Origin of the sequence: Chryseobacterium sp. NRRL B-14798, from assembly GCF_050470705.1 — a bacterium.
GTDB classification, from domain to species: Bacteria; Bacteroidota; Bacteroidia; order Flavobacteriales; family Weeksellaceae; genus Chryseobacterium; species Chryseobacterium cupriresistens.
In genome coordinates this window covers 2,809,433-2,832,345 of record NZ_JBFLUL010000005.1, presented here as the reverse complement: position 1 = coordinate 2,832,345, position 22,913 = coordinate 2,809,433, and the positions used below count along the sequence as shown (strand labels likewise).

19 protein-coding genes are annotated in these 22,913 nt (G+C 36.3%); 4 read left to right on the top strand and 15 right to left on the bottom strand.

The genetic code is table 11. The features are described from left to right. Positions 1–203: 203 nt before the first annotated feature. Complete coding sequence (locus tag AB1278_RS13245; protein WP_123278372.1) at positions 204–845, top strand: NAD(P)-dependent oxidoreductase; 642 nt, start codon at positions 204–206, stop codon at positions 843–845. A 153-nt stretch (positions 846–998) separates the two neighbouring features. On the opposite strand, the gene AB1278_RS13240 is transcribed toward AB1278_RS13245, so the two are convergent. Both AB1278_RS13240 and uvrA read right to left on the bottom strand, forming a co-directional pair. Beyond that, positions 999–1,766, bottom strand: coding sequence for a methyltransferase domain-containing protein (locus AB1278_RS13240; RefSeq protein WP_411413256.1), 768 nt, complete (start codon positions 1,764–1,766; stop codon positions 999–1,001). Positions 1,767–1,854: 88 nt separating this feature from the next. After that, positions 1,855–4,647 (bottom strand): excinuclease ABC subunit UvrA, encoded by a 2,793-nt coding sequence (gene uvrA, locus AB1278_RS13235; RefSeq protein WP_429814866.1) that lies wholly within the window; start codon positions 4,645–4,647, stop codon positions 1,855–1,857. Between the two features lie 631 nt (positions 4,648–5,278). On the opposite strand from uvrA, the gene AB1278_RS13230 reads away from it, so the two are divergent. After that, positions 5,279–7,090: a TonB-dependent receptor plug domain-containing protein gene (locus AB1278_RS13230; protein WP_429814863.1), complete on the top strand. Its 1,812-nt coding sequence runs from the start codon at positions 5,279–5,281 to the stop codon at positions 7,088–7,090. A 71-nt stretch (positions 7,091–7,161) separates the two neighbouring features. Then, on the top strand, positions 7,162–7,878 hold the full coding sequence (locus AB1278_RS13225) for a DUF2490 domain-containing protein (protein WP_202842499.1): 717 nt from the start codon (positions 7,162–7,164) through the stop codon (positions 7,876–7,878). On the opposite strand, the gene AB1278_RS13220 is transcribed toward AB1278_RS13225, so the two are convergent. The 13 genes from AB1278_RS13220 to AB1278_RS13160 all read right to left on the bottom strand — a co-directional run bounded on the left by AB1278_RS13220 (position 7,875) and on the right by AB1278_RS13160 (position 21,753). Continuing rightward, a complete protein-coding gene (locus AB1278_RS13220) occupies positions 7,875–9,923 on the bottom strand; it encodes a M48 family metallopeptidase (protein WP_202842497.1) in 2,049 nt (682 codons plus the stop codon). The genes AB1278_RS13225 and AB1278_RS13220 overlap by 4 nt on opposite strands. A gap of 34 nt (positions 9,924–9,957) precedes the next feature. Continuing rightward, entirely contained in the window at positions 9,958–10,404 is a 447-nt protein-coding gene (locus tag AB1278_RS13215; RefSeq protein ID WP_041461800.1) for a phosphohydrolase, read from the bottom strand. 81 nt (positions 10,405–10,485) lie between these two features. Beyond that, on the bottom strand, positions 10,486–10,821 hold the full coding sequence (locus AB1278_RS13210) for a YegP family protein (RefSeq protein WP_110008738.1): 336 nt from the start codon (positions 10,819–10,821) through the stop codon (positions 10,486–10,488). A 26-nt stretch (positions 10,822–10,847) separates the two neighbouring features. Beyond that, on the bottom strand, positions 10,848–11,162 hold the full coding sequence (locus tag AB1278_RS13205) for a hypothetical protein (protein WP_429814860.1): 315 nt from the start codon (positions 11,160–11,162) through the stop codon (positions 10,848–10,850). A gap of 145 nt (positions 11,163–11,307) precedes the next feature. Further along, positions 11,308–13,083 carry an acyl-CoA dehydrogenase family protein gene (locus tag AB1278_RS13200; RefSeq protein ID WP_202842483.1) on the bottom strand — a complete coding sequence of 592 codons (1,776 nt, stop codon included), beginning with the start codon at positions 13,081–13,083 and terminating at the stop codon, positions 11,308–11,310. Between the two features lie 118 nt (positions 13,084–13,201). After that, positions 13,202–14,383: an acetyl-CoA C-acyltransferase gene (locus AB1278_RS13195; RefSeq protein WP_062670092.1), complete on the bottom strand. Its 1,182-nt coding sequence runs from the start codon at positions 14,381–14,383 to the stop codon at positions 13,202–13,204. 118 nt (positions 14,384–14,501) lie between these two features. Continuing rightward, positions 14,502–16,895 (bottom strand): 3-hydroxyacyl-CoA dehydrogenase/enoyl-CoA hydratase family protein, encoded by a 2,394-nt coding sequence (locus tag AB1278_RS13190; protein ID WP_120230936.1) that lies wholly within the window; start codon positions 16,893–16,895, stop codon positions 14,502–14,504. Positions 16,896–16,948: 53 nt separating this feature from the next. Further along, positions 16,949–17,401 carry a MarR family winged helix-turn-helix transcriptional regulator gene (locus AB1278_RS13185; protein ID WP_062671553.1) on the bottom strand — a complete coding sequence of 151 codons (453 nt, stop codon included), beginning with the start codon at positions 17,399–17,401 and terminating at the stop codon, positions 16,949–16,951. 165 nt (positions 17,402–17,566) lie between these two features. After that, complete coding sequence (locus AB1278_RS13180) at positions 17,567–18,490, bottom strand: ABC transporter ATP-binding protein (RefSeq protein WP_429814857.1); 924 nt, start codon at positions 18,488–18,490, stop codon at positions 17,567–17,569. A 95-nt stretch (positions 18,491–18,585) separates the two neighbouring features. Then, entirely contained in the window at positions 18,586–18,963 is a 378-nt protein-coding gene (locus AB1278_RS13175; protein WP_227942768.1) for a GxxExxY protein, read from the bottom strand. A gap of 769 nt (positions 18,964–19,732) precedes the next feature. Beyond that, the gene (locus AB1278_RS13170; protein WP_407846406.1) at positions 19,733–19,855 is read right to left on the bottom strand and encodes a hypothetical protein; all 123 of its coding nucleotides are present in this window, start codon (positions 19,853–19,855) and stop codon (positions 19,733–19,735) included. A 342-nt stretch (positions 19,856–20,197) separates the two neighbouring features. Continuing rightward, complete coding sequence (locus AB1278_RS13165) at positions 20,198–21,169, bottom strand: FecCD family ABC transporter permease (RefSeq protein WP_429814853.1); 972 nt, start codon at positions 21,167–21,169, stop codon at positions 20,198–20,200. A gap of 23 nt (positions 21,170–21,192) precedes the next feature. Continuing rightward, positions 21,193–21,753: a TlpA family protein disulfide reductase gene (locus AB1278_RS13160; RefSeq protein WP_202842477.1), complete on the bottom strand. Its 561-nt coding sequence runs from the start codon at positions 21,751–21,753 to the stop codon at positions 21,193–21,195. Positions 21,754–21,786: 33 nt separating this feature from the next. Here AB1278_RS13160 and AB1278_RS13155 point away from each other — a divergent pair, with 33 nt between their 5' ends. Beyond that, complete coding sequence (locus tag AB1278_RS13155) at positions 21,787–22,911, top strand: ferredoxin--NADP reductase (RefSeq protein WP_202842475.1); 1,125 nt, start codon at positions 21,787–21,789, stop codon at positions 22,909–22,911. Positions 22,912–22,913: the final 2 nt, after the last annotated feature.

Sequence of the window (22,913 nt, the reverse complement as noted above, 5' to 3'; positions counted from 1 at the left end):
TTTAATTGATTAAAATCTCGTAATACATATTACTATGAGTCAGGTGTTACTTTTAAGCCTGAACATCTTAGGTTCAATTTTCTGAACCCTATATAGCTATTATTCTTATCTAAAGAAAAGACAATTCATCTTTTATAATACTAATGGTCATTAGCGGTGAATCAGCTGCTGATTATTGATATTTAATATTAAAAAAAATCATTATGAAAATCCATAAAATTGCCGTCATCGGCGGAACCGGAAAATCCGGACAATATCTGGTACAAAACCTTCTTGAGAAAGGATATCATCTTAAACTTTTATTAAGGCATCCCAAGAATTTCACCCTTCAAAATCCATTAATTGAAGTGGTAAAAGGAGATGCAAGGGATACAACAGCGATCGATAAATTGATTCTAGGAACTGATCTTGTCATGAGTACTTTAGGGCAGCCAAAAGGAGAGAAGTCTATTTTTAGTGATGCTACAAAAAATATCATTTCTGCAATGAGTCATCATGGAATCGGTCGTTATATTGTAACTACAGGCTTGAGTGTAAATACACCGTCCGATCATAAAAATGAAAAGGTAAAAATGGCTACAGGCTGGATGTATCAGAACTATCCTGAGACAACCGCTGATAAGCAGAAAGAATATGAACTTCTTCTGGAAAGCCATCTGGACTGGACATTGGTAAGATTACCACTCATTCATCTTACAGAGGAAAGCTTTCCAACGGAGACAAATCCTACAGACTGTAAAGGAGAAAGCATCAGTGCTACAGATCTGGCGGATTTTCTGGTTTCTCAGATTGAAAATTCTGAGTATATCAGGAAAAGTCCGTTTTTGTATAATCTGAAAGAGTAACTATTTTATTAATAAACAGAAGCAGCTGTCGCAATTTTGTCATTCTGAATGAAACGAAGTGTAATGAAGAATCTCATATCATTGGTTATTAATGAGATTCTTCCTTCGTAAGAATGACAATTGTGGCAGTTTTTTATTGGGCGTTAAGGTTTTCTATTTCTTACGGCCATACATCAGGATGCGCTTGAATGCATAGATAGCCGGATATTTTGTAAACCTTTTGGCGATACGCGATTTAAATTCGGAGATGAATTGTTCTTTCTGTTCTCCTTCCATGCGTTCTAAATAAGGTAACAATGCTGTTCCTGAAATAAAGGTGTATAAAGCCTCGTGATCATCCGCAATAATAGGGTATACCTTCTGAAATATTTCAATATCCTGAATTCCGTTATCAAATAATATCTGTGCATAGTCATCCATTGAAAGTACCGGAGAATCACGGTTGAAATGATTTAGTTGGGATGCGTAGGGTTCTTCACCTGCCATTTTTGTTAAAATCTGATTGAGGATATTTTCTTTCTGAACCGGCATTTGTATTGCTAACTGTCCATTCTCTGAAAGTAATCCAATGATTTTGGGAAATAAAGTTTCGTGATCATCAGCCCACTGTAAAGCGGCATTACTGAAGACAAGATCCCATTTCTCGTCAGACTGGGATGTTTCTTCAATGCTCTGAAGCTTAAAGTGTAAATGATCGTTTTCATATTTCCTCGATTTTTCAAGCATTTCTGCTGATGAATCAATTCCTAAGAATGTAGAGCCTGTCAGTTTTTCCGTAAGAATAGAGGTCTGTTCTCCGGTTCCACAGCCTAAGTCAATAGCTTTTATATTGTTTTCAGGCTTGATTAATGCTGCTAAATCATAAAATGGCTTATAACGTACATCTTTGTACTGATCATATAATTCGGGATTCCAGGGCATAAATAATAATTTTGTAATGGGTTAATAAGTTGAATAAAGATAAAGAATCTAAATAAAAATCGGCTGTTTTTAAAACAGCCGATTGTATTTATTGTTCCAATTTTTCTTTGATGTATTTTGCCGTATAGGACTTTTTATTTTTAGTCAGATCTTCAGGTGTTCCTGCAAATACAACTTCGCCACCATGTTTTCCGGCTTCCGGACCGATATCTATAATATAATCGGCACATTTGATGATATCAGGCTGATGCTCAATAACAATCACTGAATGTCCAAGATCAATCAAAGCCTGCAATGACTTCAGTAATTTCTGAATATCATGGAAGTGAAGCCCTGTAGAAGGTTCGTCAAAGATGAATAATGTTTTATCTGTGGTTACTCCTTTTACAAGGAAAGAAGCCAGTTTCACACGTTGTGCCTCACCACCTGAAAGGGTAGAAGAGCTTTGTCCCAGCTGCAGGTAGCCTAATCCTACTTCCTGCAAAGGTCTCAGCTTTGTTACAATCTTTTCTTCATTATTATCTTTAAAGAATTCCAATGCTTCATCTACGGTCATATGAAGAATATCAGAGATGTTTTTTTCATCAAATCTTACTTCAAGGATTTCATTTTTGAATCGGGTTCCTTTACAAACTTCGCATTCAAGCTCGATGTCTGCCATAAACTGCATAGACACATTGATTACTCCTTCTCCTTTACATTCATCACATCTACCTCCATCCACGTTGAAAGAGAAATGCTTAGGCTTGTAACCCATCATTTTGGCCACTTTCTGCTTGGCAAAAAGATCACGGATATCATCGTAAGCCTTTAGATAGGTGACAGGGTTTGAACGGGATGATTTTCCAATCGGGTTCTGATCAATCAATTCAATATTTTTGATCAGTTTTTTCGGGAATTCTACAGAATCATAGTCTCCTTTTTTACCACCCATTCCAAGTTGGATCTGGATGTCATTGGTAAGGATCTCTTTCATCAAAGTAGACTTTCCACTTCCTGAAACTCCGGAAATGACTACCAGACTTTCCAAAGGAACGTCTACATCTATATTTTTAAGGTTATTCTGACGCGCACCTTTAATATGAATCCATTCTTTTCCTTTTCTTCTTTTTTTCGGAACTTCAATTTCAAGTCTTCCCGTAAGATATTCTGAAGTAAGGGTATTGGCTTTTTTCAAATCTTTATAATCACCGGCAAATACCAGTTCGCCACCAAGATAACCTGCTTCCGGACCAATATCAATAATATAGTCTGCCGCTCTCATCACATCCTCGTCGTGTTCTACTACAATAACGGTATTTCCAAGGTCACGAAGATTTTTCAATACTTCGATCAGGTTTTCGGTGTCTTTAGAGTGCAGTCCGATAGAAGGTTCATCCAATATGTAAATAGAACCCACCAGAGAACTTCCTAAACTGGTTGCTAAGTTAATTCTCTGGCTTTCTCCTCCTGAAAGGGTATTGGACGTTCTGTTTAAGGTTAAATATCCTAATCCTACCTTTAATAAAAATTCCAGTCGGGTGGTGATTTCATAGATCAGTCTTTTGGCTACTTCTTTGTCATGATCAGAAAGCTTCAATCCATTAATGACAGGAGCCAGCTCATCCAAAGGAAGCTCAATCATCGATTGAATATTGTGTCCGTCTACTTTTACCCAGCTTGTTTCTTCACGAAGTCTCAACCCTTCACATGTCGGGCAAAGGGTTTTTCCTCTGTAACGGGAAAGCATTACTCTGTACTGGATTTTATAAAGGTTTTCTTCAAGCATCTTGAAGAAATTATTGATGCAAGGGAAACTGCTCCTTCCGTCACCTTTCCAAAGGAAGTTTTTCTGTTCTTTTGTTAATTGATGATAAGGTTTGTGGATAGGGAAATCACCTGCTTTTTTGATGAAATCTTTTTTCCATTCGCTCATCGTTTCTCCTCTCCAGCAGACAACGGCATCTTCGTAGATGGATAATGTTTTATTAGGAACTACAAGATCCTCATCAATTCCGATTACTTTTCCGTATCCTTCACACGCCGGACATGCTCCGTATGGGTTATTAAAGCTGAAAAAATGAACGTTGGGTTCAAGGAACTCCATGCCGTCCAACTCGAATTTATTGGAGAATTCTTTTACTTTTTCTGTATCGATGTTCTTTAGTGAACAATATCCGCGTCCTTCATAGAATGCCATTTGAATAGAATCTGCAAGTCTTTGTAAAAAGCTTTCGTCTTCTTCGTAAGAAAAACGGTCGATGACAAGGTTGATCGTCATTCCTTTTTCCGGGGCAAAACCAAAACTTTCCAGATCTTCAATCCCGGCTACATTTCCATTAATTTCAAGTCTTGTGAAACCTGCCAGTTTTAAAACATTCAGGGTTTCTTTAAAATTGTCTGCATCATATTCCAATGGAGCAGTTAATAGAAAGGAAGTATCTTTTTTTGAAGCCTTGATGAAGTCGACTACATCAGAAACCGAATCTTTCTTCACTTCTTCTCCCGAAACCGGTGAAAAGGTTTTCCCGATCCTTGCAAACAAGAGCTTCATATAATCGTAGATCTCTGTTGAAGTTCCTACCGTAGAACGAGGGTTGGAAGAAATTACTTTCTGCTGGATGGCAATAGAAGGGGCGAGTCCTTTGATATCATCTACTTTTGGTTTTTCTAATTTCCCCAAAAACTGACGGGCATAAGAACTTAAACTTTCAACATATCTTCTCTGTCCTTCTGCGTAGATCGTATCAAAAGCCAAAGATGACTTACCGCTTCCCGAAACTCCTGTAATAACAATCAGTTTGTTCTTTGGAATAAGGACGTCTATATGTTTCAGATTATTAAGATGTGCATTCTTAACGAAAATCTGCTTTTTTATATCTATTTCTGTTGTGTTAGCCATATTTTGTTTATTCATATAAAGACTGCACAGCATTAAGGCTGTCAGTAATGGTGTTTGGCTACAAATATTCTGTGGCCGGTATCAATTGAACTTTTACATATATCCTGATTCCTCTGAAATCTGTTGCTGCAATTTTTATAAACGCTGGCAAAATTACTGTTGAAATAGAATACTTTCATCGTAAAATTAAGACCCACAAAATTACGAAATTTTAGCGAAAAATTTACGCTTATCTTATTGTTAAAAATTGTTATAATGATCGTTACATTGAACAGGTTAAACCCATATTTTGCTTTCAAAACCACCTGAAAAGATGTATGTTTTGTGGACTTAATTTTATTTTGCTGTTTATTTTACAGTGTTTTATATAATTTTTTAAAATATATTGTGTTTTTTTATTGAACTATTGTTTTATATTGTAAAATTATTTAAAATTGCATTCATAAATATGTAATAGAGAAATGAGAAAATTATTCAGAGATCTGGTTACACATTTAATGAGAAAAAGATAGAAATTACTCCCTCAGAAAGATGCAGCGTGAAGCTGCATCTTTTTTATGACAACTATCATTTGCCTGTCTTGGTGAACTCCCTTACTTTTGGACTCTCTTAAAAAACTACGGAAACGATTATGATCAAAAAGATAGGAAGTGTTTTTTTTCTGGGATCTTTACTTTGGGTAAATGCACAGGAAAAGACTACAGATATTGAAAGCATTGAATTTCAGGGTAAATTTATCTCTACACCTTATAAAAGCGCTAACCAGAACATCAGCGTTATCACCAGAGAAGATATTGTAAATTCTCCGGCTAAAAGTATTGACGAAATTCTTCAGCAGGTGCCGGGAATGGATATCAGAAGGAGAGGAGCCAATGGAGTGCAGAGTGATATCGGTTTCCGTGGTAGTTCTTTTGAGCAGGTTCTTCTGTTGTTGAACGGAATCAGGATGAATGACTCCCAGACCGGACATAATAATATGAATATTCCGGTAGATCTGGATGAAGTAGAAAAGATAGAAATCATAAAAGGCCCGGCTGCAAGACGTTTCGGACAGAATGCTTATGCCGGTGTTATCAATATCATCACCAAAACTTTTCCGGGGAAAAAAGTGAAGATAAGCGCTGAGGGAGGAGATTATGGAAGTTATGGTCTGGGATTTAATGCTCAGATCGGAAATGAGAAGTTCACAAACTCCCTTCAGGCTAATTCTGCTTCATCAGAAGGGTACATGTTCAATACTGATTATGAGATCAGGAATGTATTTTATCAGGGAAAACTGAATATCAAAAACGGAGATGTGAGAGTTCAGGCCGGCTTTTCGGAAAAGAAATTCGGAGCCAATGGCTTTTATGCTTCCAGTGCTGCAACGAAGCAGTATGAGGAAACGCAGGCTTCTATCGTAAGTGTAGCTCATCAGCAGACTTTTGGAAAGCTGAAACTTAATTCTAATGTATACTGGAGAAGAGGACAGGATATGTACCTTTATGACAGATGGAATCCGGATTTTTACCGAAATATGCACATTGGAAATAATGCAGGTGGAGAGGTAAATTCCAGCTATCAGTGGGGGTTGGGAATAACCGGAATTGGTGTTGAACTGAGAAAAGAATTTTTAATAAGCAGTAATTTGGGTGATCGAAACCGTTTTGTATCTCAGGTTTTCTTTGAACATCATTTTTCATTACTGGATAAAAAACTGAACATCAGTCCGGGAATTTCATGGGCTAATTATTCTAAAGAAGGAAATTTCTTTTATCCGGGGCTTGACGTAGGCTATAACTTTAATACTAATTCTAAAATCTACGGAAATATTGCAAAAGTACACCGTGTACCCACTTTTACCGAACTGTATTATGTGAGTAAAACGGAGCAGGGAAATCCGGATTTACAGCCTGAAAATGCGATTTCTTCAGAGGTGGGATATCAATATCTAAATAACAGGATTTTAGCAAAAATCAGTGGATTTCTAAGAAACTCCAATAATTCTATTGACTGGGTAAAAAAAGATCTGAGCGATAAAATATGGTACGCCCAAAACGTAGGTGATATCAAAACCAAAGGAATTGAAGCAGAGTGGAGCCACAGACCGACAGACTGGTTAAAATATACCGTTGGCTATACTTATATTGACAGTAAGTATGAAAAAAAAGATGGTGTGGTTTCAAGATATATTCTGGACAATCTGAAGCATCAGTTTGTGTCCAAGTTAGAGGTGAAATTCCTGAAAAACTTTACCAATGAGCTTGTTTACCGTTACAATGAAAGAGTCAATCTGGGAACCTATAATCTTGTAGATGAGAAGCTGAGCTTTGCTAAAAAAGATTACTCAGTATATGTGTTGATTAACAATTTGACCAATACAAAATATACAGAAGCTTTTGGTGTCGGGATGCCGCAAAGGTGGTTCCACATTGGGTTTTCTTATACAATTAATATTAAGTAGGTGTTAATTTAATATTAATGAAAGTTAATATTAACAAATTGTTAAAAAATATACATTTGCAAAAATTTTTTATGAAACGTCTTATAGGCTTAGGTTTATTACTTGGAATATCTTTTTTTAAAGCACAGGAACACATTTCCAGCTTCAATGCAGTGACTCTGACCTATAAGTTTCATCCGAAATTTTTCCTGTACGCAGAGGGGCAATTGCGTGGTAACGAAGATTATACTTACCCCGATTATTATGAGATAAAAGGGGGATTAGGGTATAATCTTACCAAAAACCACAAACCTTTTGTTGGGCTGGGAAGATATGTCAACTATAAAGAACATAGCCTGAGCAGAGAAGAGTTCAGGGTATGGCTTCAGGATGTTATCGATGTTAAAAAAGGTATTGTAAAGTTTGAAAACCGTTTTCGTGCTGAAAAGAGCTGGTTCTATGAGCCGAAAACAGATCAGACTTCCCAGAGAATGCGTTACCGATACCGTCTGAATGTAAGTGTTCCTTTAAACGCCAAAACCATCAAGAAAGGAACTGTTTTCGCCAATGCTTATGACGAAGTATTCTTTGTCTCTCCGATGAAGCCTACTTTCGCCAGAAACAGAGTCTATGGCGGTTTCGGCTATCAGATCGATGATTATTTTGGAATCGTGAGCGGATATCTGTGGCAGCGTGAATTTGAAGCAAAAGGGAACAAAAATTTACATTTCGTTTACCTTGCTTTAAACATCAACATCGATGGAACAGATCATCACACGAAGAGTTACGATTTCCCGGGTGCGGATTAATTATTATGTAAATCGGCCTGAAAGTTTAGCAGCTCGAGTTTAGAATTAAGATAATGATCATTCAGTAATGTCTGATATTTTTCAATTACTGACGATATGGCATTTACTTCATGTTCAAGGTATTTATCTTTGTTGAAATAGATATATTCAGAGTTTACAAATTCCTGTAAGAGGTTTTTATCTTCAGCTTTTAAAGCATCCTGGTAAGCCGAGTTTTCAATCAGTTGCTTGGTTATCAGTTTAAAAGGTTCTTCTGCTTTCAATAGTTTGGCCCTGTGTTTACGTATTTCTTCAAAAGGTAAGGTAACAGCCATAAACTGAAGATAGGGTGTAAAGTCATTAAGGCCTTTTTGAAAATCATCGAATTCCTTATCGATTAACGCAAACTTTTTGTATTTGTTAAGAAGGTCTTTTTTCAGGTTTTCATTGGAGATATGATAGTAATGCTGAAAAATAGCTTTGTCATTTTCCAAAAGTTCTTCTTTTACTCTCGCCAGTTTATTTTCCAGTTGAGGGATGAGGCCTGCAGCATCTTTTGCTTTGTATAAAGTGCCGTCAAATCTGAATGTTTTTATTTCTTTAGGATGGGAAACCAGATAATGCAAAATCTGTATATCACCTTCTATCCCTGATTTTTCGTAAACTAAAGATACCTTTCTGTCACTGAAAAAATCTTCGCCCTGATGAGCTGGAATATCAGAAATAACAGATTCAATGTTTTCTATAACAGGATTATGTCTTTCGTAATATCCGTTAAAATCTGAACTGAAGGTCTGATAGATATTATGATCCAGATACAGTCTGACGAACGCTTCATCCTCTATCACTTCACCTACATTTTTTACCGTGCGTAATGTCAGGTATTTTGAGGTCATAATTTCACAAATTTTATCAAATCCGCTGATAATTTCCTTTGCATATCTGTGGTCTGCAGCTGTATTTCTGGTTTTGTTTGTTTTAATCCTTTCAATTCTTTTTAAAATATCCGGATGTGAAGTCCATTGATCTTCAATTTCTATTTTTGATTTATTATAACGTGTAAGATCTTCAGTATCTATTTTTGGAAGTCCGTTGATATAAGGATGGTTATTCCTTTCGGAGAGAATTTTCATTAAAGAAATCTGATTCTTGTACAGATCCTTTGGAAGATATTTCTGATTATTTTCAATATAAAAATTAAAAGAACCAATAAAAGCAACATCACTTAATTCCAGTCTTAATAAAGATGATGTCTGCTCATCAGGATTGGTTATATAGGTTGAAATAGCATCTGCATGATATTCCATTTCTCTTTGCAGGGAAGCATGATTTTTGAAAAGAAAACTGGACATGCCTTTAAGAACGGACTGAAATGCATTAATAAAACTAACTGAAATCAAACCAAAAATTTTAAAGATAGCATTTCCTCCGGAAAATTCCATGATAAAGTTTTCGTAGTCTTTGTTATTGTAAACGGTTTCAAAAATAATTTTTTCTGCCTGGCTTACATAGCCGCCGACTTTCATGCTTTTTTGAGAGAAATGTCCAAATTCGTGAGCCAGAATTGTCCGCAATTCTCCTACACTTGTAGTATTGATCAACCCAACTCCAATCGTCAGATTTTTCTTTACCGGCAAAAACATGCTCCAGAAAATAGAATTATAGCTTACACTGGCGTTTACGTCCGGAGAAAGAAAAACTTTTTGAGGAGCTTTCACTCCTGTTTCAGCCACAATTTCATCAATAATAGCAAAAAGCTGAGGCTGATGGGATTTGTTAACCTCCAGCAAATGACGCGTACTGTAATGGTTTTTTCTGAAAATAAATTTGACAAGGAAAATAAAAACAAAAATTCCAACACTTAATAATCCTGCTGCACCAAAAACGGTAAAGTAATTGAGAGAAATGCTTAACAGTTTTATTGCTCCGTATCCTAATAAGAATATCATCAGGAGTGAGGCGAGTATAAGTATCAGATAGATCAGGAAAAAAACTGAAATGGATACAATAGCAGAAACCAGCTTAGATTGATAAGCTGATGAAATTTTGGGTAGGTTATTAGTCATGTGTGTTTTTTTTATTTAGTATTTCTCTATCAGATTAGTATTTCTCTATCAGATAACGATAGGCTTTCAGATATTTATTGAATCTTTTGATATCTTTAGGAGTAAGCTCTCTGTTTACTCTTCTGAGATCCATATTATCACGAAGGTCATTTAGTTTTACAGCTACAGAAAGGAGAGATCGTTCCGTTCTTTTGATGAATTCATCATAATCTTCTTCCGGATCAAGCTTTGTAAGGCAGCTGATGGCAAAAATAATATATTCAGGGAATCCCTCAGATCTTAAATAATCCAGACTAAACTCCTGTGGATGGTCTTCTACAACATCGTGAAGTACTCCAACGATTTTTTCATCCAGTGTTTTACCATAGTTCATCACACGCATTACGTGGGCAATGTATGGAGCATGGTATTTATCGGTTTGTCCTTTATGAGCCTTATCGGCGATTTTGATTGCTTTATTCAGTAATTCTTCTTTTGTCATTGCTAATGAAAAATAGAGTACAAAAATAAAAAATGCCTTAAGAACTAAGGCATTTTTTATGAAGAATATTTTCAGATGATTTTACAGGTTTGTTTCATCCTCTATATGAGCATGCGGAGCATTGTTTTTTACAGATTCTATTCCGTTTTCCATACCATTGTCAGATTCATACATCTGGCTGGTTCCGATGATCTGTCCGTTTCCGGCTTTTAGATTAAAATAGCATCTGCCGTCATTGGCCGTATTTCTTTCAAATTTTGCATCTTCCTGTGCATTGAGTTTTACGGATCCGATTCCGCTTTCACAGGAAGGTTTGGTACTGTATCCCTGGCTGGTTAAAATGACCTGTCCGTTTCCAGCTTTGAGGTTGAACTGAAAGTCTCCGTTTGTTCTTTTAGAGATAATAAATTTTCCCATGGTAATAGTTTTTAGTTTGTGTTATGTTATTTGGATGGTAGTATTTTTTTCCGATTGACCTGAAGCTTATCAGGAGTAATCGAATTTAAAATTTTATATTGTGAATAATCCTTTGAAGATTCTTTTAAAGCCAGATAAAGAATTGTATCATTGGGCTTAACCGTTAATATTTTGTAAAGTTCTTTTTGAGGTTGATCGGGTTTCAGAGTAAAATATCCCGGGAATTTCCCTTTAGCAACAATTTTTGTGGTATCTACCTTGGGAACAGGAAGTAAATTGTCTTTTTTTTGTGCTGAAAAAGTAACGGAAATAAGGAGTATTGGAAATAATAAAATTTTCATGTGTTAGTTATTTTAAAATAAAAATAATAATTTTTTTTGAATAACCTTGCTAAATACCATTAATTTCAATGGATGTCATCATTGATAAAGATCAAAAAAGCGCCCCAAAAATTGGGACGCTGAATCAAATTTATATTATTAAAGACTAATAAGCTCCTTTCTCAATATAGTGAGCTGCTACTTTTTCAGTAAGGGCTACCACATTTGGATGGTTGGTATATTTTGTGAATCTTCTTAGTCCTGAAAGCATCATTCTCTGCTCATCTCCTTCAGCAAAAGAAACAATTCCTTCTTTAGCTGCAGTAATGATTTTCTCCACAGCTTTGTAAAGGTTTAACTGAGCCATAGCTGCTTCTACAGATTCAGGAGAGAAGTGTTTTTCTGCTCTTAATACTGCGGATTCTGCCATATAGATCTGGTTAAGGATTTCAGATGCATTCAGTAATAAATGCTGCTGTTTTTCAATATCCATCATATATTTCTGAAGAGCTGCTCCGGAAACCATTAAGAATACTTTCTTAAGATTGGCGATAATTGCTTTTTCTTCGCTCATGAATTCTGAATAATCAGGAACTTCAAATGAAGGGATGCCCATCAATTCTTTGCTGATCGCCATTGCAGGAGATAAAAGATCCAGCTCACCTTTCATGGCTCTCTTAATAAGCATTCCTACAGCCAGCAATCTGTTGATTTCGTTGGTACCTTCATAGATTCTTGAAATTCTTGAATCCCTCCAAGCCGCTTCCATAGGAGTGTCTTCAGAGAATCCCATTCCTCCGTACACCTGAATTCCTTCGTCTGCGGTGTGTTGTGCTAGATCAGAAACGAAAACTTTAAGGATTGAACATTCAACAGCGAATTCTTCTACACCTTTTAATTCTGCTTCCTGATGGCTTAATCCTGCTGCAACAAGCTCATCAATTTTATCCTGAACATTTTTAGCGGCTCTGTAAGAACCTGCTTCACTTACGAAAACTCCGGTTGCCATTTCTGCCAGTTTCTTTCTGATCGCTCCAAAAGTAGCGATTGAAACACCAAACTGTTTTCTTTCGTTAGAGTACTGGATAGAGTGGTTTAAGATTCTTCTTTGTGCATCAAGACAAGCGGCAGCCAATTTGATACGGCCTACGTTTAATGCATTTAAAGCGATCTTGAAACCATTGTTTCTTTCTCCTAAAAGATTTTCCACAGGAATCTTCATATCATTGAAGAAAACCTGACGGGTAGAAGAAGCACGGATACCCAGTTTATGCTCTTCCTCACCGAAAGTTAAGCTTTCAGGGTTTTCAAGTTCAGATCTGTTGATGACAAATCCAGTGATATTTTTATCATCATCAATTTTAGCGAATAATGTAAATGTATCTGCAAATCCTGCATTAGAGATCCACATTTTCTGACCGTTGATGATATAATGTTTTCCGTCTTCGGAGAGTTTTGCTTTTGTTTTTCCTGAATTGGCATCAGAACCGGCATCAGGCTCTGTCAGACAGTAAGCTCCGAATTTTGTTCCTGTTGCTAAATCCGGAAGGTATTTTTTCTTCTGTTCTTCAGTTCCGTAAAGAACGATAGGAAGCGTACCGATTCCCGTATGGGCTCCATAAGCTGTAGCCAATGAACCTGTAGTTCCTGATAGATAATCACAAGCAAGCATTGTAGTCACAAAGCCCATTCCAAGGCCTCCGTACTCTTCAGGAACGGCAATTCCCAACATTCCCATTTCTCCCAGTTTACGCATGGTCTCTTCAGTAAATGCGTAATCTTTCTTCTCAAAACGCTCTCTTTGAGGAACTACTTCTCTATCTATAAATTCCTTCGCAGAATCACGAAGCATCTTTTGTTCTTCATTCAGTTCTTCAATACTGAAAATTTCATTTGCAGGAATCTGTTTGATCAGGAATTCCCCGCCTTTTAATGTAGCCATATTTGTTTTTTTTATTTTTTGTAAAAAGTATAATGTAAAATGTACATTGTACTTTTTTATGAAATTATTATTATGTAAGTTTTAATACTTTATACATTGTACAACGGACATTATACAACTATAAAAGTTCAAAAATAGAAGCCGCTCCTTGACCTGTTCCCACGCACATAGAAACCATTCCGTACTTGTTGCCGCGTCTTCTCATTTCGTCAAGAAGTTGTACCGTTAGTTTTGTTCCTGTACATCCAAGCGGGTGTCCAAGGGCGATTGCTCCTCCGTTTACGTTTAAGATATCAGGATTTAAGCCTAATTCTTTTTTGATTGCAACCGATTGAGAGGCGAAAGCTTCGTTAAGCTCGATCAAATCGATATCTTTTAATTCTAAACCAGCTTGTTTCAATGCTTTTGGAATAGCATAAATTGGCCCCATTCCCATGATTCTTGGTTCTAATCCGGCTGCAGCATAAGCCACTAATCTTGCCTCAGGCTCCAGTCCTAATTCTTTTACCATTTCCTCACTCATTACCATTACGAAAGCCGCTCCGTCACTCATTTGAGAAGAGTTTCCGGCAGTTACGCTTCCTCCGTTGGCAAATACAGGTCTTAGTTTTGCTAAACCTGCTAAAGAAGTATCTGCTCTAGGCCCCTCATCTACTGAAAAATCAAACTTTTTAGTCTGCAGTTTCTGATTTTCGTCCAGGAAATTATACTCTACAGGAATCGGAACAATCTGGTTGGCAAATTTACCTTCCTGATTAGCCTTTAAAGCTTTCATATGAGATTCAAAAGCAAACTGATCCTGTTCTTCTCTTGTAATATTATATTGTTTTGCAACTTCTTCCGCAGTGTAGCCCATTCCCCAGTAGTAATCAGGGTTTGTTTTTGCGATATCCGTTTCAGGAACCGGCTTATAACCTCCCATAGGAATATATGACATAGATTCTGTACCACCAGCGATGATACAATCTGCCATACCAGCCTGAATTTTCGCAGAAGCAATAGCAATTGCCTCACTTCCTGATGCACAGTATCTGTTCACGGTAACTCCCGGAACTTTATCGGTATTTAACCCCATCAAAGAGATCAGACGCGCCACATTAAGCCCTTGTTCAGCTTCCGGCATTGCATTTCCTACGATAAGGTCATCAATTCTGTTTTTATCTAATTGGGGTAGCTCAGCCATTAATTTTTCAATAACGGTAGCCGCCATGACATCAGGTCTTGTAAATCTTAAACTTCCTTTTGGAGCTTTTCCAACGGCAGTTCTAAAACCTTTTACTATATATGCTGTCTTTGACATTGTTTTATTAATTAATTGTTATAAAAATTAACCATACTGTTTGTCATGCTGGAAGCATCTATTCAATGTTTGGATTCCTTCAGAATGACAAAGTGTTTGTTAATTATTTTTGAAAGTATTAGTTTCTTAATGGTTTTCCGTTCTGTAACATGTACTGGATTCTCTCTAAAGTTTTTCTTTCCCCACAAAGCTGAAGGAAAGTTTCTCTTTCAAGGTTCAATAGATATTGTTCCGTTACAACTGTTGGCTCTGATAGATTTCCACCTACCATCACGTTGGCTAGTTTATCAGCAATTTTCTTATCGTGTGCAGAGATGAAATTTCCGGTTAGCATCTGGTCTGTTCCTACATAGAACATTCCTAATGCGTCTTTACCAAGAACTTTTACTTTTTGCTCGATCGGCTGGGTATAGCCTTGTTCCGCTAATAGTTTTGCTACTTTTTTAGCCTCGGCAATCTGTCTGTTTTTGCTTACGGAAACGATGTCTTTCCCTTTTTCAAGGATTCCCATATCGTAAGCTTCGTAGGCAGAAGTAGCTACTTTACCCATGGCGATGTTCATAAATGCATCACGAAGTCTGTTATTTTTAACATCATCGTTGTGGAATTCTCTGGAAGTTCTTAAAGTCAATTCTTTAGTACCTCCACCACCAGGAATTACTCCAACTCCGGTTTCAACAAGTCCGATATAGGTTTCTGCAGCGGCAACCACCCGGTCTGCATGCATCGTCATTTCGCATCCTCCACCTAAAGTCATTCCGTGAGGAGCAACTACTACAGGAATAGAAGAGTAGCGTACTCTCATCATTGATTTCTGGAAGTAAGCGATCGCCATATTCAGATCATCCCAATCCTGTTCGATTGCCATCATAAGAATCATCGCAAGATTGGCACCTACAGAGAAATTAGCTCCCTGGTTACCAACTACTAATCCGTCATATTCTTTTTCTGCCAAATCAATCGCTCTGTTCAATCCGTCAAGAACTTCGCCTCCAAGAGAGTTCATTTTTGAACGGATCTCAAAGTTGATAATTCCGTCTCCCAAATCTTGAATAGCAGCACCTGAATTGCTCCAGAGTGTTTTATTTTTTCTGATATTATCTAAGATAATGAATGCATCCTGGCCAGGGATTTTGTTGTACTCGCCTGAATTTTTATCAACATAAATACTTTGTCCCTCGTCATTCACTTTATAGAAAGTCTCTACATTTTTCACCCAGTCTGAAACTTCATATCCTGCATCTTTCGCCAGTTCAATACCTTTCTGAACACCTACGGCATCCCAGATTTCAAAAGGTCCGTTTTCCCATCCGAAACCGGCTCTCATGGCGTCGTCAATTTTGTAAACTTCGTCAGAGATTTCAGGAACTTTGTGAGAAACATAAGCGAATAATGCCCCTAAAGACTTTCTGTACAATTCACCCGCTTTATCTTTACCGCCGATCAATACTTTGAATCTGTCGATTGGCTTATCAATAGATTTTGTTAATTCCAGAGTAGGGAAGGATGATTTTCCTTGAAGTTCATACTCCAAAGTATCAAGGTTTAATCCGTGAATTTCAGATTTTCCTTCTGCATTTTTCACTTTTTTATAGAAACCTTGTTCTGTTTTTGAACCCAGCCATTTATTATCCATCATTTTCTGGATATAAGGAGGAAGGGCAAATACATCATTGAAGTCATTTGCTTCAGCACCGCTCTGGCGGACACCGTTGGCTACCATTACCAAAGTATCAAGACCTACAACGTCGGCTGTTCTGAATGTAGCAGATTTTGGACGTCCGATTACCGGACCAGTTAATTTATCAACATCAGAAACGGTAAGTCCTAATTTCTGTACATTGTGAAGAAGATCCATCATGGAGAACACCCCGATTCTGTTGGCGATGAAGGCTGGTGTATCTTTGGCTAAAACAGTCGTTTTACCTAAGAATTTTGCTCCGTAATTCATATAGAAATCTATAATTTCAGGAGCTGTATCGTTGGTTGGGATAATTTCTAAAAGAGGAAGATATCTTACCGGGTTGAAGAAGTGTGTTCCGGCAAAGTACTTCTTGAAATCCTCGCTTCTTCCTTCTGTAAGGAGATGAATAGGAATACCGGATGTATTGGAAGAAATTAATGTTCCCGGTTTTCTGAACTGTTCAATTTTTTCGTACACAGACTTCTTGATATCAAGTCTTTCAACGACTACTTCAATGATCCAGTCGGTATTTTTTATTTTCGGCAAATCATCATCGAAATTTCCGATTTTGATTCTGTCTGCAAACTTTGGTGAATAAAGAAGTGCAGGACTTGCTTTTTTAAGTTTTTCAAAGTTTTCGGAAGCAATTCTGTTTCTTACTGCTTTGTCATCTTTGGTCAAACCTTTTTTCTGTTCAGCTTCAGTAAGTTCAAAAGGAACAATATCCAAAAGTGATACTTCAACGCCGATGTTGGCGAAGTGAGCAGCGATTCCGCTTCCCATAATTCCTGAACCAAGAACCGTTACATGTTTGATTCTTCTTTTCATATGTAAATTTTTATTTGTATAAGATGATATGAGCCCGAAGGCTTCATCATAATTTATTTCCTGTTATTTAATAATTCGTTGGCTATTTTCATGATTTCACCCATCACATCTTTGAAAGCCTCCAGTTTTTCCGGAGAAATTTTTTCCATCACCTTCTTGTTGAAATTCACAACGACTTCCTTAGACATATTTCTGGAGTTTAATCCTTTATCTGTAAGTTTGATGATTACCTCTCTTTTATCAGTGGTAGTCTTCTCCTTATAGATGTATCCGTTATCTTCAAGAAGTTTGATGATTCTTGTTAATGAAGTGGGTTCAATAGCCATCTTGGGTCCAAGATTGGTACTTCGGGTTCCTTCTTTAGGATCTATTTTTAAAAGTGTGAGTGCCTGTACCGCTGTGGAATCATGTTCCTGGGCTAATTCTGTGTACATTTTAGAAACAGCCAACCAGGTCTGTTTTAAAATTAAATCTACGTTTTCTATTTTTTCCTTATTATGATCCATCATTTTTGCGCCAATGGTTTTACCCAAATTTAATAAATATTATGCATGCATAATATTTATTAACGTTAAATTTTGTTAATAGGCTGTAAATAAATGGATTAAATTGTATGATTAGCATAATACTATGCATGCATAGTATGTGGATAAATCAAAGAAAATCAAGTATTAATGAATGTTTGAGACTAAAATGATAATTTCTTCAAAAGATTCACATTGATAGGTGGAGGAATCCTTAGCAATTACCCAAAATGGGTTCTGAAATTCGAAATTCAGGTCAGACAGGTCTTTTTGGAAGTTTTTTTGAAGCAGAGAATACAGCATTTCCTTGTGAAACTGCGGGGCAGAGATTACTGGCGGAATAAAGGTCTCATTGATTTGAAATAAGGAAGCATTTGTAAGTTCATTATGCTTAAGCAAAATATCCTCAACAATTCCCGAATACAGATGATTCTCCTTTACATACCATATTTTGTCCGCAAACTCTTTGGCAAGGCGCCAGTCGTGAGACGAAAACAGGATGATTTTATTCTGTTCCTTAGCCAGCTTTCTCAGGGTTTTAAGAATGATGATTTTATTTTTTTCATCCAGATGGGTAGTAGGCTCATCCAGAATGATAATAGGCGAATTTTGGGTGATAGCCCGTCCGATAAACGCTTTCTGAAGATTTCCGTCAGAAAGGTTTTTCAAAAGAGTATATCTGTACTGATTAAGATCCAGTTCTTCAATAATATGGCCAACCTCTTCACGATCTTCTTTTTTGAGTTCAAAATAAAAAGGGTAGTAGATATACTTTCCCAGAGAAATGAGATCTTCAACGGTATAATGTTGCGGAATAACCGACTTTGAAAAAACAATGGCAATATTCTCTGCAATCTCTTTTACCGAAAGATTTTTTACATTTTTTCCATTAATAGAAATTTCCCCATTCAGTAAAGGGAGCTGATGCAGGATAGATTTGATTAATGTTGTTTTTCCTACACCGTTATTACCAATCAGCAGGCATACATCGCCAAGCTTTAAATCTGCATTGGCATTGGAGATTAAAGTTGTATTGTAGCCGATATTTGCCTGTTTGATCTGTAGATGCATGTTTGTTGGTTATATGCGAAAGCGCAAATTGTTTTACAAAAATAATGTTTTAAGGCGCAAGAAATTTGACTTTGTCAAATTTTATCCTCTTTACTTTATAAGTTGTTTACAATCCTTGTTACTCCATTTTTGAAAACATCAGATTGGAAGTTAAGTAATAGTCCCAATTTACAGTTTGTCATTTTTAAGTAAGTTAAAAGCTGCGCTTTATGAGTAGGTGATATATACTCAACTGTTTTTATTTCCAGAATTACTTTGTTTTCAATAATCATATCGAGTTTGAAAGCGTTCTCTATTTTCAAATCTTCATAAATGATTGGAAGTAGCTTTTGCTTTTCTACTAAAAATCCTGCTTTTGTTAACTCATAGAACATGCATTCTTCGTACACATGCTCAAATAATCCTGCTCCAAGTTTTCTGTGAATCTTTAAACCTGTTTCAAAAACTACTTTTGATAATTCATTTTCTGTCATTTGTGTTTTGTTGGACTTAAATATATGAATAGTTGCTTAATAATTACAAAGACTGTTACTAATGATTTTGGAACATAGTATGCCTATTGATGCGAAATGTTGGGTAAACGCGAAGACGCAAAGGCTTTTAATATTTTGTGTAATATTTTAAGGCGCGAGAAAATCGAAGATTTTCAGCAAGGTATTGGAGAAATTTTTTGTTTAGAATATGAGGTGTTCAATTTTATCGGAGATAAAATCTTTGCGCCTTAAAACAATGTCAAACTCATTTTTATTGCGTCTTTGCGTTTATCCAACAAAAAAGTTACCTCTTATTCTGTTTCAACAGCATCATCAGAATCACAGGAATTCCGAATACAGAGCTTATCACATTCAGAGGAATCTGTGTTTTTTCGGCAATGACAGAGAAAAATAACATAATCAGCATTCCCAGAAACATATCAAGAATCTATTCCTAGCATAGTTGAGCTTAAATATATGAATTGTTAGATAAGTATAATAGATGTAAGTATGTACTTATCAACATTTCAAAACTATAATATTAAGTTTATTAGGAAGTCTGTTGGGTAAACGCGAAGACGCAAAGGCTTTTAATATTTTGTGTAATATTTTAAGGCGCGATAAAATCGAAGATTTTCAGCAAGATATTGGAGAAATTTTTTGTTTAGAATATGAGGTGCTCAATTTTATCGGAGATAAAATCTTTGCGTCTTAAAAATATAAAATTTTTAAAAGTTTTTTGCGCCTTTGCGTTTATCCAACAAAAAAATCACACTTTATTCTGTTTCAACAGCATCATCAGAATCACAGGAATTCCGAATACAGAGCTTATCACATTCAAAGGAATCTGTGTTTTTTCGGCAATGACAGAGAAAAATAACATAATCAGCATTCCCAGAAACATATCAAGAATCTATTCCTAGCATAGTTGAGCTTAAATATATGAATTGTTAGATAAGTATAATAGATGCAAGTATATGCTTATCAACATTTCAAAACTATAATATTAAGTTTATTAGGAAGTCTGTTGGGTAAACGCGAAGACGAAAAGGTTTCTAATATTTTTATGTAATATTTTAAGGCGCGAGAAAATCGAAGATTTTCAGCAAGGTATTGGAGAAATTTTTTGTTTAGAATATGAGGTGCTCAATTTTATCGGAGATAAAATCTTTGCGTCTTAAAAATATAAAATTTTTAAAAGTTTTTTGCGCCTTTGCGTTTATCCAACAAAAAATCACACTTTATTCTGTTTCAACAGCATCATCAGAATCACAGGAATTCCGAATACAGAGCTTATTACATTCAAAGGAATCTGTGTTTTTTCGGCAATGACAGAGAAAAATAACATAATCAGCATTCCCAGAAACATATTAAGAATCCATTGCTGCCATAATCTGGATGGATTATAAACAAGTCTGCAAAAGTGCGGCACAATGATTCCAATAAACAGAATAGGTCCTAAAAATGCAGTAACAGAAGCGGATAGGAGAGAAGATGCTACTATAATTAAGAGTTTCAGCTGTTTCAGATTGACCCCTAAACTTTGTGCATAGGAATTGCCCAGAGAATTTCCAATGAGCGGTTTTATCGCTCTGAAGCAGATCAACATTCCGGTTAAAACCAGGACGGAAAGTACATAGATCTGATTCCTCGTTACCATATTATTCGCTCCGAAAGACCATAAAATATAGTTTTTAAGACTCTGATTTTCTGCATAAAACTGAAGCAGAGAAACAATAGCTCCGGCAAAAGCAGAGACAAGAAATCCAAAGATAATAAGATATGATTTGTCCTGAAATCTGTTAGACATTGACAGCAGGATCAACATTAGCAGTAAACTTCCCCCAATAGCTGATAAACTCAGGAAACTGTTCTGTAAAAATTCAGGAAGGGAAATAGTATGGGAAAAGAAAATATAAAAGGCAACTGATAAACTGGCGACTGATGTTATCCCCAATATATCAGGCCCAGCTAGCGGGTTTTGAAAATATTCCTGCATCAGGAAACCAGAAGTAGGAATGGAAATCCCAGCCAGCATCATCACCAGAACACGGTTGATACGGATTTCAGCAATTTGATTCTGAGCAGAATCCTGGAAGAAATCCTGGAAGCTTAAACTTAAAAATCCTGTGTTCAGATTAATAATTGCGCTTGCAATAATAGCAATCACGAATAATAAACACAGGATTTTAAATCTTTTTGACATGATTCAGAAAGAGTTCAGTCTATTTATTTTAGGAAAGAATCGATTTTAGAATTCAAAACATCTTCCGTCATCATTCCCAGATATTCGTCGGTTTTATCACCTTTTCTCATGAAAGTAAAAGGAATAGAACCTCCGTCCCATTGTTTGAAGTTGTTGTGAAAGAAGTTTGGATCTAATTTTTGTCCATCCAGTAATATAATGCTGCCTCCCAATTTATTTTCTGCAGCAAAATTCTTAACAGCACCAGCCCAATCTGCCTTATCATCAAGGTTGACGAAAGTGAATTTTACAGGTTTCCCTTTCAATTCTTCCATTTTACTTTTAAAACTTGGAATTTCTCTCATACATGGACCACACCAGGTTGCAAAAAAATTGGTTACATATAAAGTATCATTATTTTTGGCCAAATGCTGGCTTACATTTTCAGGAGAAAGTTCTTGGGGGATAGCTGTACTTCCTTCAGATTCTGTAGTTTGAGATACAGAAACAGGGTCTGTGCCAGCTGTGTCTTCAGTTTTCTGACCTTCTTTTTTACAGCTGTAGAGAGCAGTAAGAAGTAACGTGGAAAAAATTATCTTCTTCATAAATTATTTTTTATCTATTTTTGAATTGAAGTTATGGAACAACAAATCTATAAAGGGAAACTGATACAGTTTCATCCGTTAAAAATAGCGAAAAAGGAAGAGCTGACCAAAAATACTTTTTCTCTGGAATTCGAAATTCCTGAGAATTTAAGAGAAAATTTCAGGTTTGAAGCCGGGCAGTTCGTCAGTATACGATTTCAATCACATGGGGAAGAGGTTATTAATGATTATTCAATGACTTCGGCTCCTTATGAAGGGAAAATATGTCTGGGGATAAAGGTGAATTCCTCTGAAGGAGCTACTTCTCAGTTATTTCAGAATTATAACGAAGGTGATGAACTGTGGGTAAGTGAACCTGCCGGAAGATTTACCATTGTATCCAAGCCCAGCGAATTCAGAACTATTGTTGCTTTTGCTGCTGGTATTGGGATTACGCCCATTTTGAGTCATTTTAAAAATATTCTCCACAACGAACCCAGAACACGGCTGTTCTTATTTTTTGGAAATAAAAGTTCAGAAGATTTAGTCTATCGCGAACAGCTGGATAATCTTGCCAGAACATGTGGTGACAGACTTCAGATATTTTACTTTTTTTCTCAGGAGAAAACGGCAGATCAGTTTTTTTATGGAAGACTTGATGAAAAAAAGCTGAATCTTATCATCAATCAGATCCTTCATTTGGATGATACAGACGAGGAATCTACCATCTGGGATGCTGTAGACGAAGTGCTGATCTGTGGAAAAGGTGAAATGATCAAAACTTTGGCTAATGCCTGCTATCATCACGGAATTCCGAAAAAGAATATCCATTTTGAACTTTTTGAAGAATTTAATGACGATATTTATCCTGTGGAAAGAGAATTTCCTCTTATTGAAAATATAGAGGTTGAATTTACCATGCTTGGAAAGAAATACACCACTTATCTGCCTGATAATAAGGATAAAATCTTACAGCAGCTTTTGATGCAGAAATTCCCTGTTCCTTATTCCTGCAAGTCAGGAATCTGTGGAAGCTGTGAATGTTCTCTGGAGGAAGGGGAAGTAGAACTGCTGGAGAATGAGTATCTTACCGAAAAAGAGGAGGAGCAGGGACATATTTTAGCTTGTATGTCTATTGTGAAAAGTAAAAAAATAAAGCTTAACTTTGATCTTAGTTGAGA

Excerpts from the sequence above, each read along its gene's own strand:
- AB1278_RS13175 (WP_227942768.1), bottom strand. The coding sequence starts at position 18,963 with ATGACAGAAAATGAATTATCAAAAGTAGTTTTTGAAACAGGTTTAAAG.
- AB1278_RS13230 (WP_429814863.1), top strand. The coding sequence starts at position 5,279 with ATGATCAAAAAGATAGGAAGTGTTTTTTTTCTGGGATCTTTACTTTGG.
- AB1278_RS13185 (WP_062671553.1), bottom strand. The coding sequence starts at position 17,401 with ATGGATCATAATAAGGAAAAAATAGAAAACGTAGATTTAATTTTAAAA.
- uvrA (WP_429814866.1), bottom strand. The coding sequence starts at position 4,647 with ATGGCTAACACAACAGAAATAGATATAAAAAAGCAGATTTTCGTTAAG.
- AB1278_RS13220 (WP_202842497.1), bottom strand. The coding sequence starts at position 9,923 with ATGACTAATAACCTACCCAAAATTTCATCAGCTTATCAATCTAAGCTG.
- AB1278_RS13205 (WP_429814860.1), bottom strand. The coding sequence starts at position 11,162 with ATGAAAATTTTATTATTTCCAATACTCCTTATTTCCGTTACTTTTTCA.
- AB1278_RS13210 (WP_110008738.1), bottom strand. The coding sequence starts at position 10,821 with ATGGGAAAATTTATTATCTCTAAAAGAACAAACGGAGACTTTCAGTTC.
- AB1278_RS13245 (WP_123278372.1), top strand. The coding sequence starts at position 204 with ATGAAAATCCATAAAATTGCCGTCATCGGCGGAACCGGAAAATCCGGA.
- AB1278_RS13215 (WP_041461800.1), bottom strand. The coding sequence starts at position 10,404 with ATGACAAAAGAAGAATTACTGAATAAAGCAATCAAAATCGCCGATAAG.
- AB1278_RS13195 (WP_062670092.1), bottom strand. The coding sequence starts at position 14,383 with ATGTCAAAGACAGCATATATAGTAAAAGGTTTTAGAACTGCCGTTGGA.
- AB1278_RS13190 (WP_120230936.1), bottom strand. The coding sequence starts at position 16,895 with ATGAAAAGAAGAATCAAACATGTAACGGTTCTTGGTTCAGGAATTATG.
- AB1278_RS13200 (WP_202842483.1), bottom strand. The coding sequence starts at position 13,083 with ATGGCTACATTAAAAGGCGGGGAATTCCTGATCAAACAGATTCCTGCA.
- AB1278_RS13180 (WP_429814857.1), bottom strand. The coding sequence starts at position 18,490 with ATGCATCTACAGATCAAACAGGCAAATATCGGCTACAATACAACTTTA.
- AB1278_RS13225 (WP_202842499.1), top strand. The coding sequence starts at position 7,162 with ATGAAACGTCTTATAGGCTTAGGTTTATTACTTGGAATATCTTTTTTT.
- AB1278_RS13240 (WP_411413256.1), bottom strand. The coding sequence starts at position 1,766 with ATGCCCTGGAATCCCGAATTATATGATCAGTACAAAGATGTACGTTAT.
- AB1278_RS13165 (WP_429814853.1), bottom strand. The coding sequence starts at position 21,169 with ATGTCAAAAAGATTTAAAATCCTGTGTTTATTATTCGTGATTGCTATT.
- AB1278_RS13170 (WP_407846406.1), bottom strand. The coding sequence starts at position 19,855 with ATGCTGATTATGTTATTTTTCTCTGTCATTGCCGAAAAAACACAGATT.
- AB1278_RS13160 (WP_202842477.1), bottom strand. The coding sequence starts at position 21,753 with ATGAAGAAGATAATTTTTTCCACGTTACTTCTTACTGCTCTCTACAGC.
- AB1278_RS13155 (WP_202842475.1), top strand. The coding sequence starts at position 21,787 with ATGGAACAACAAATCTATAAAGGGAAACTGATACAGTTTCATCCGTTA.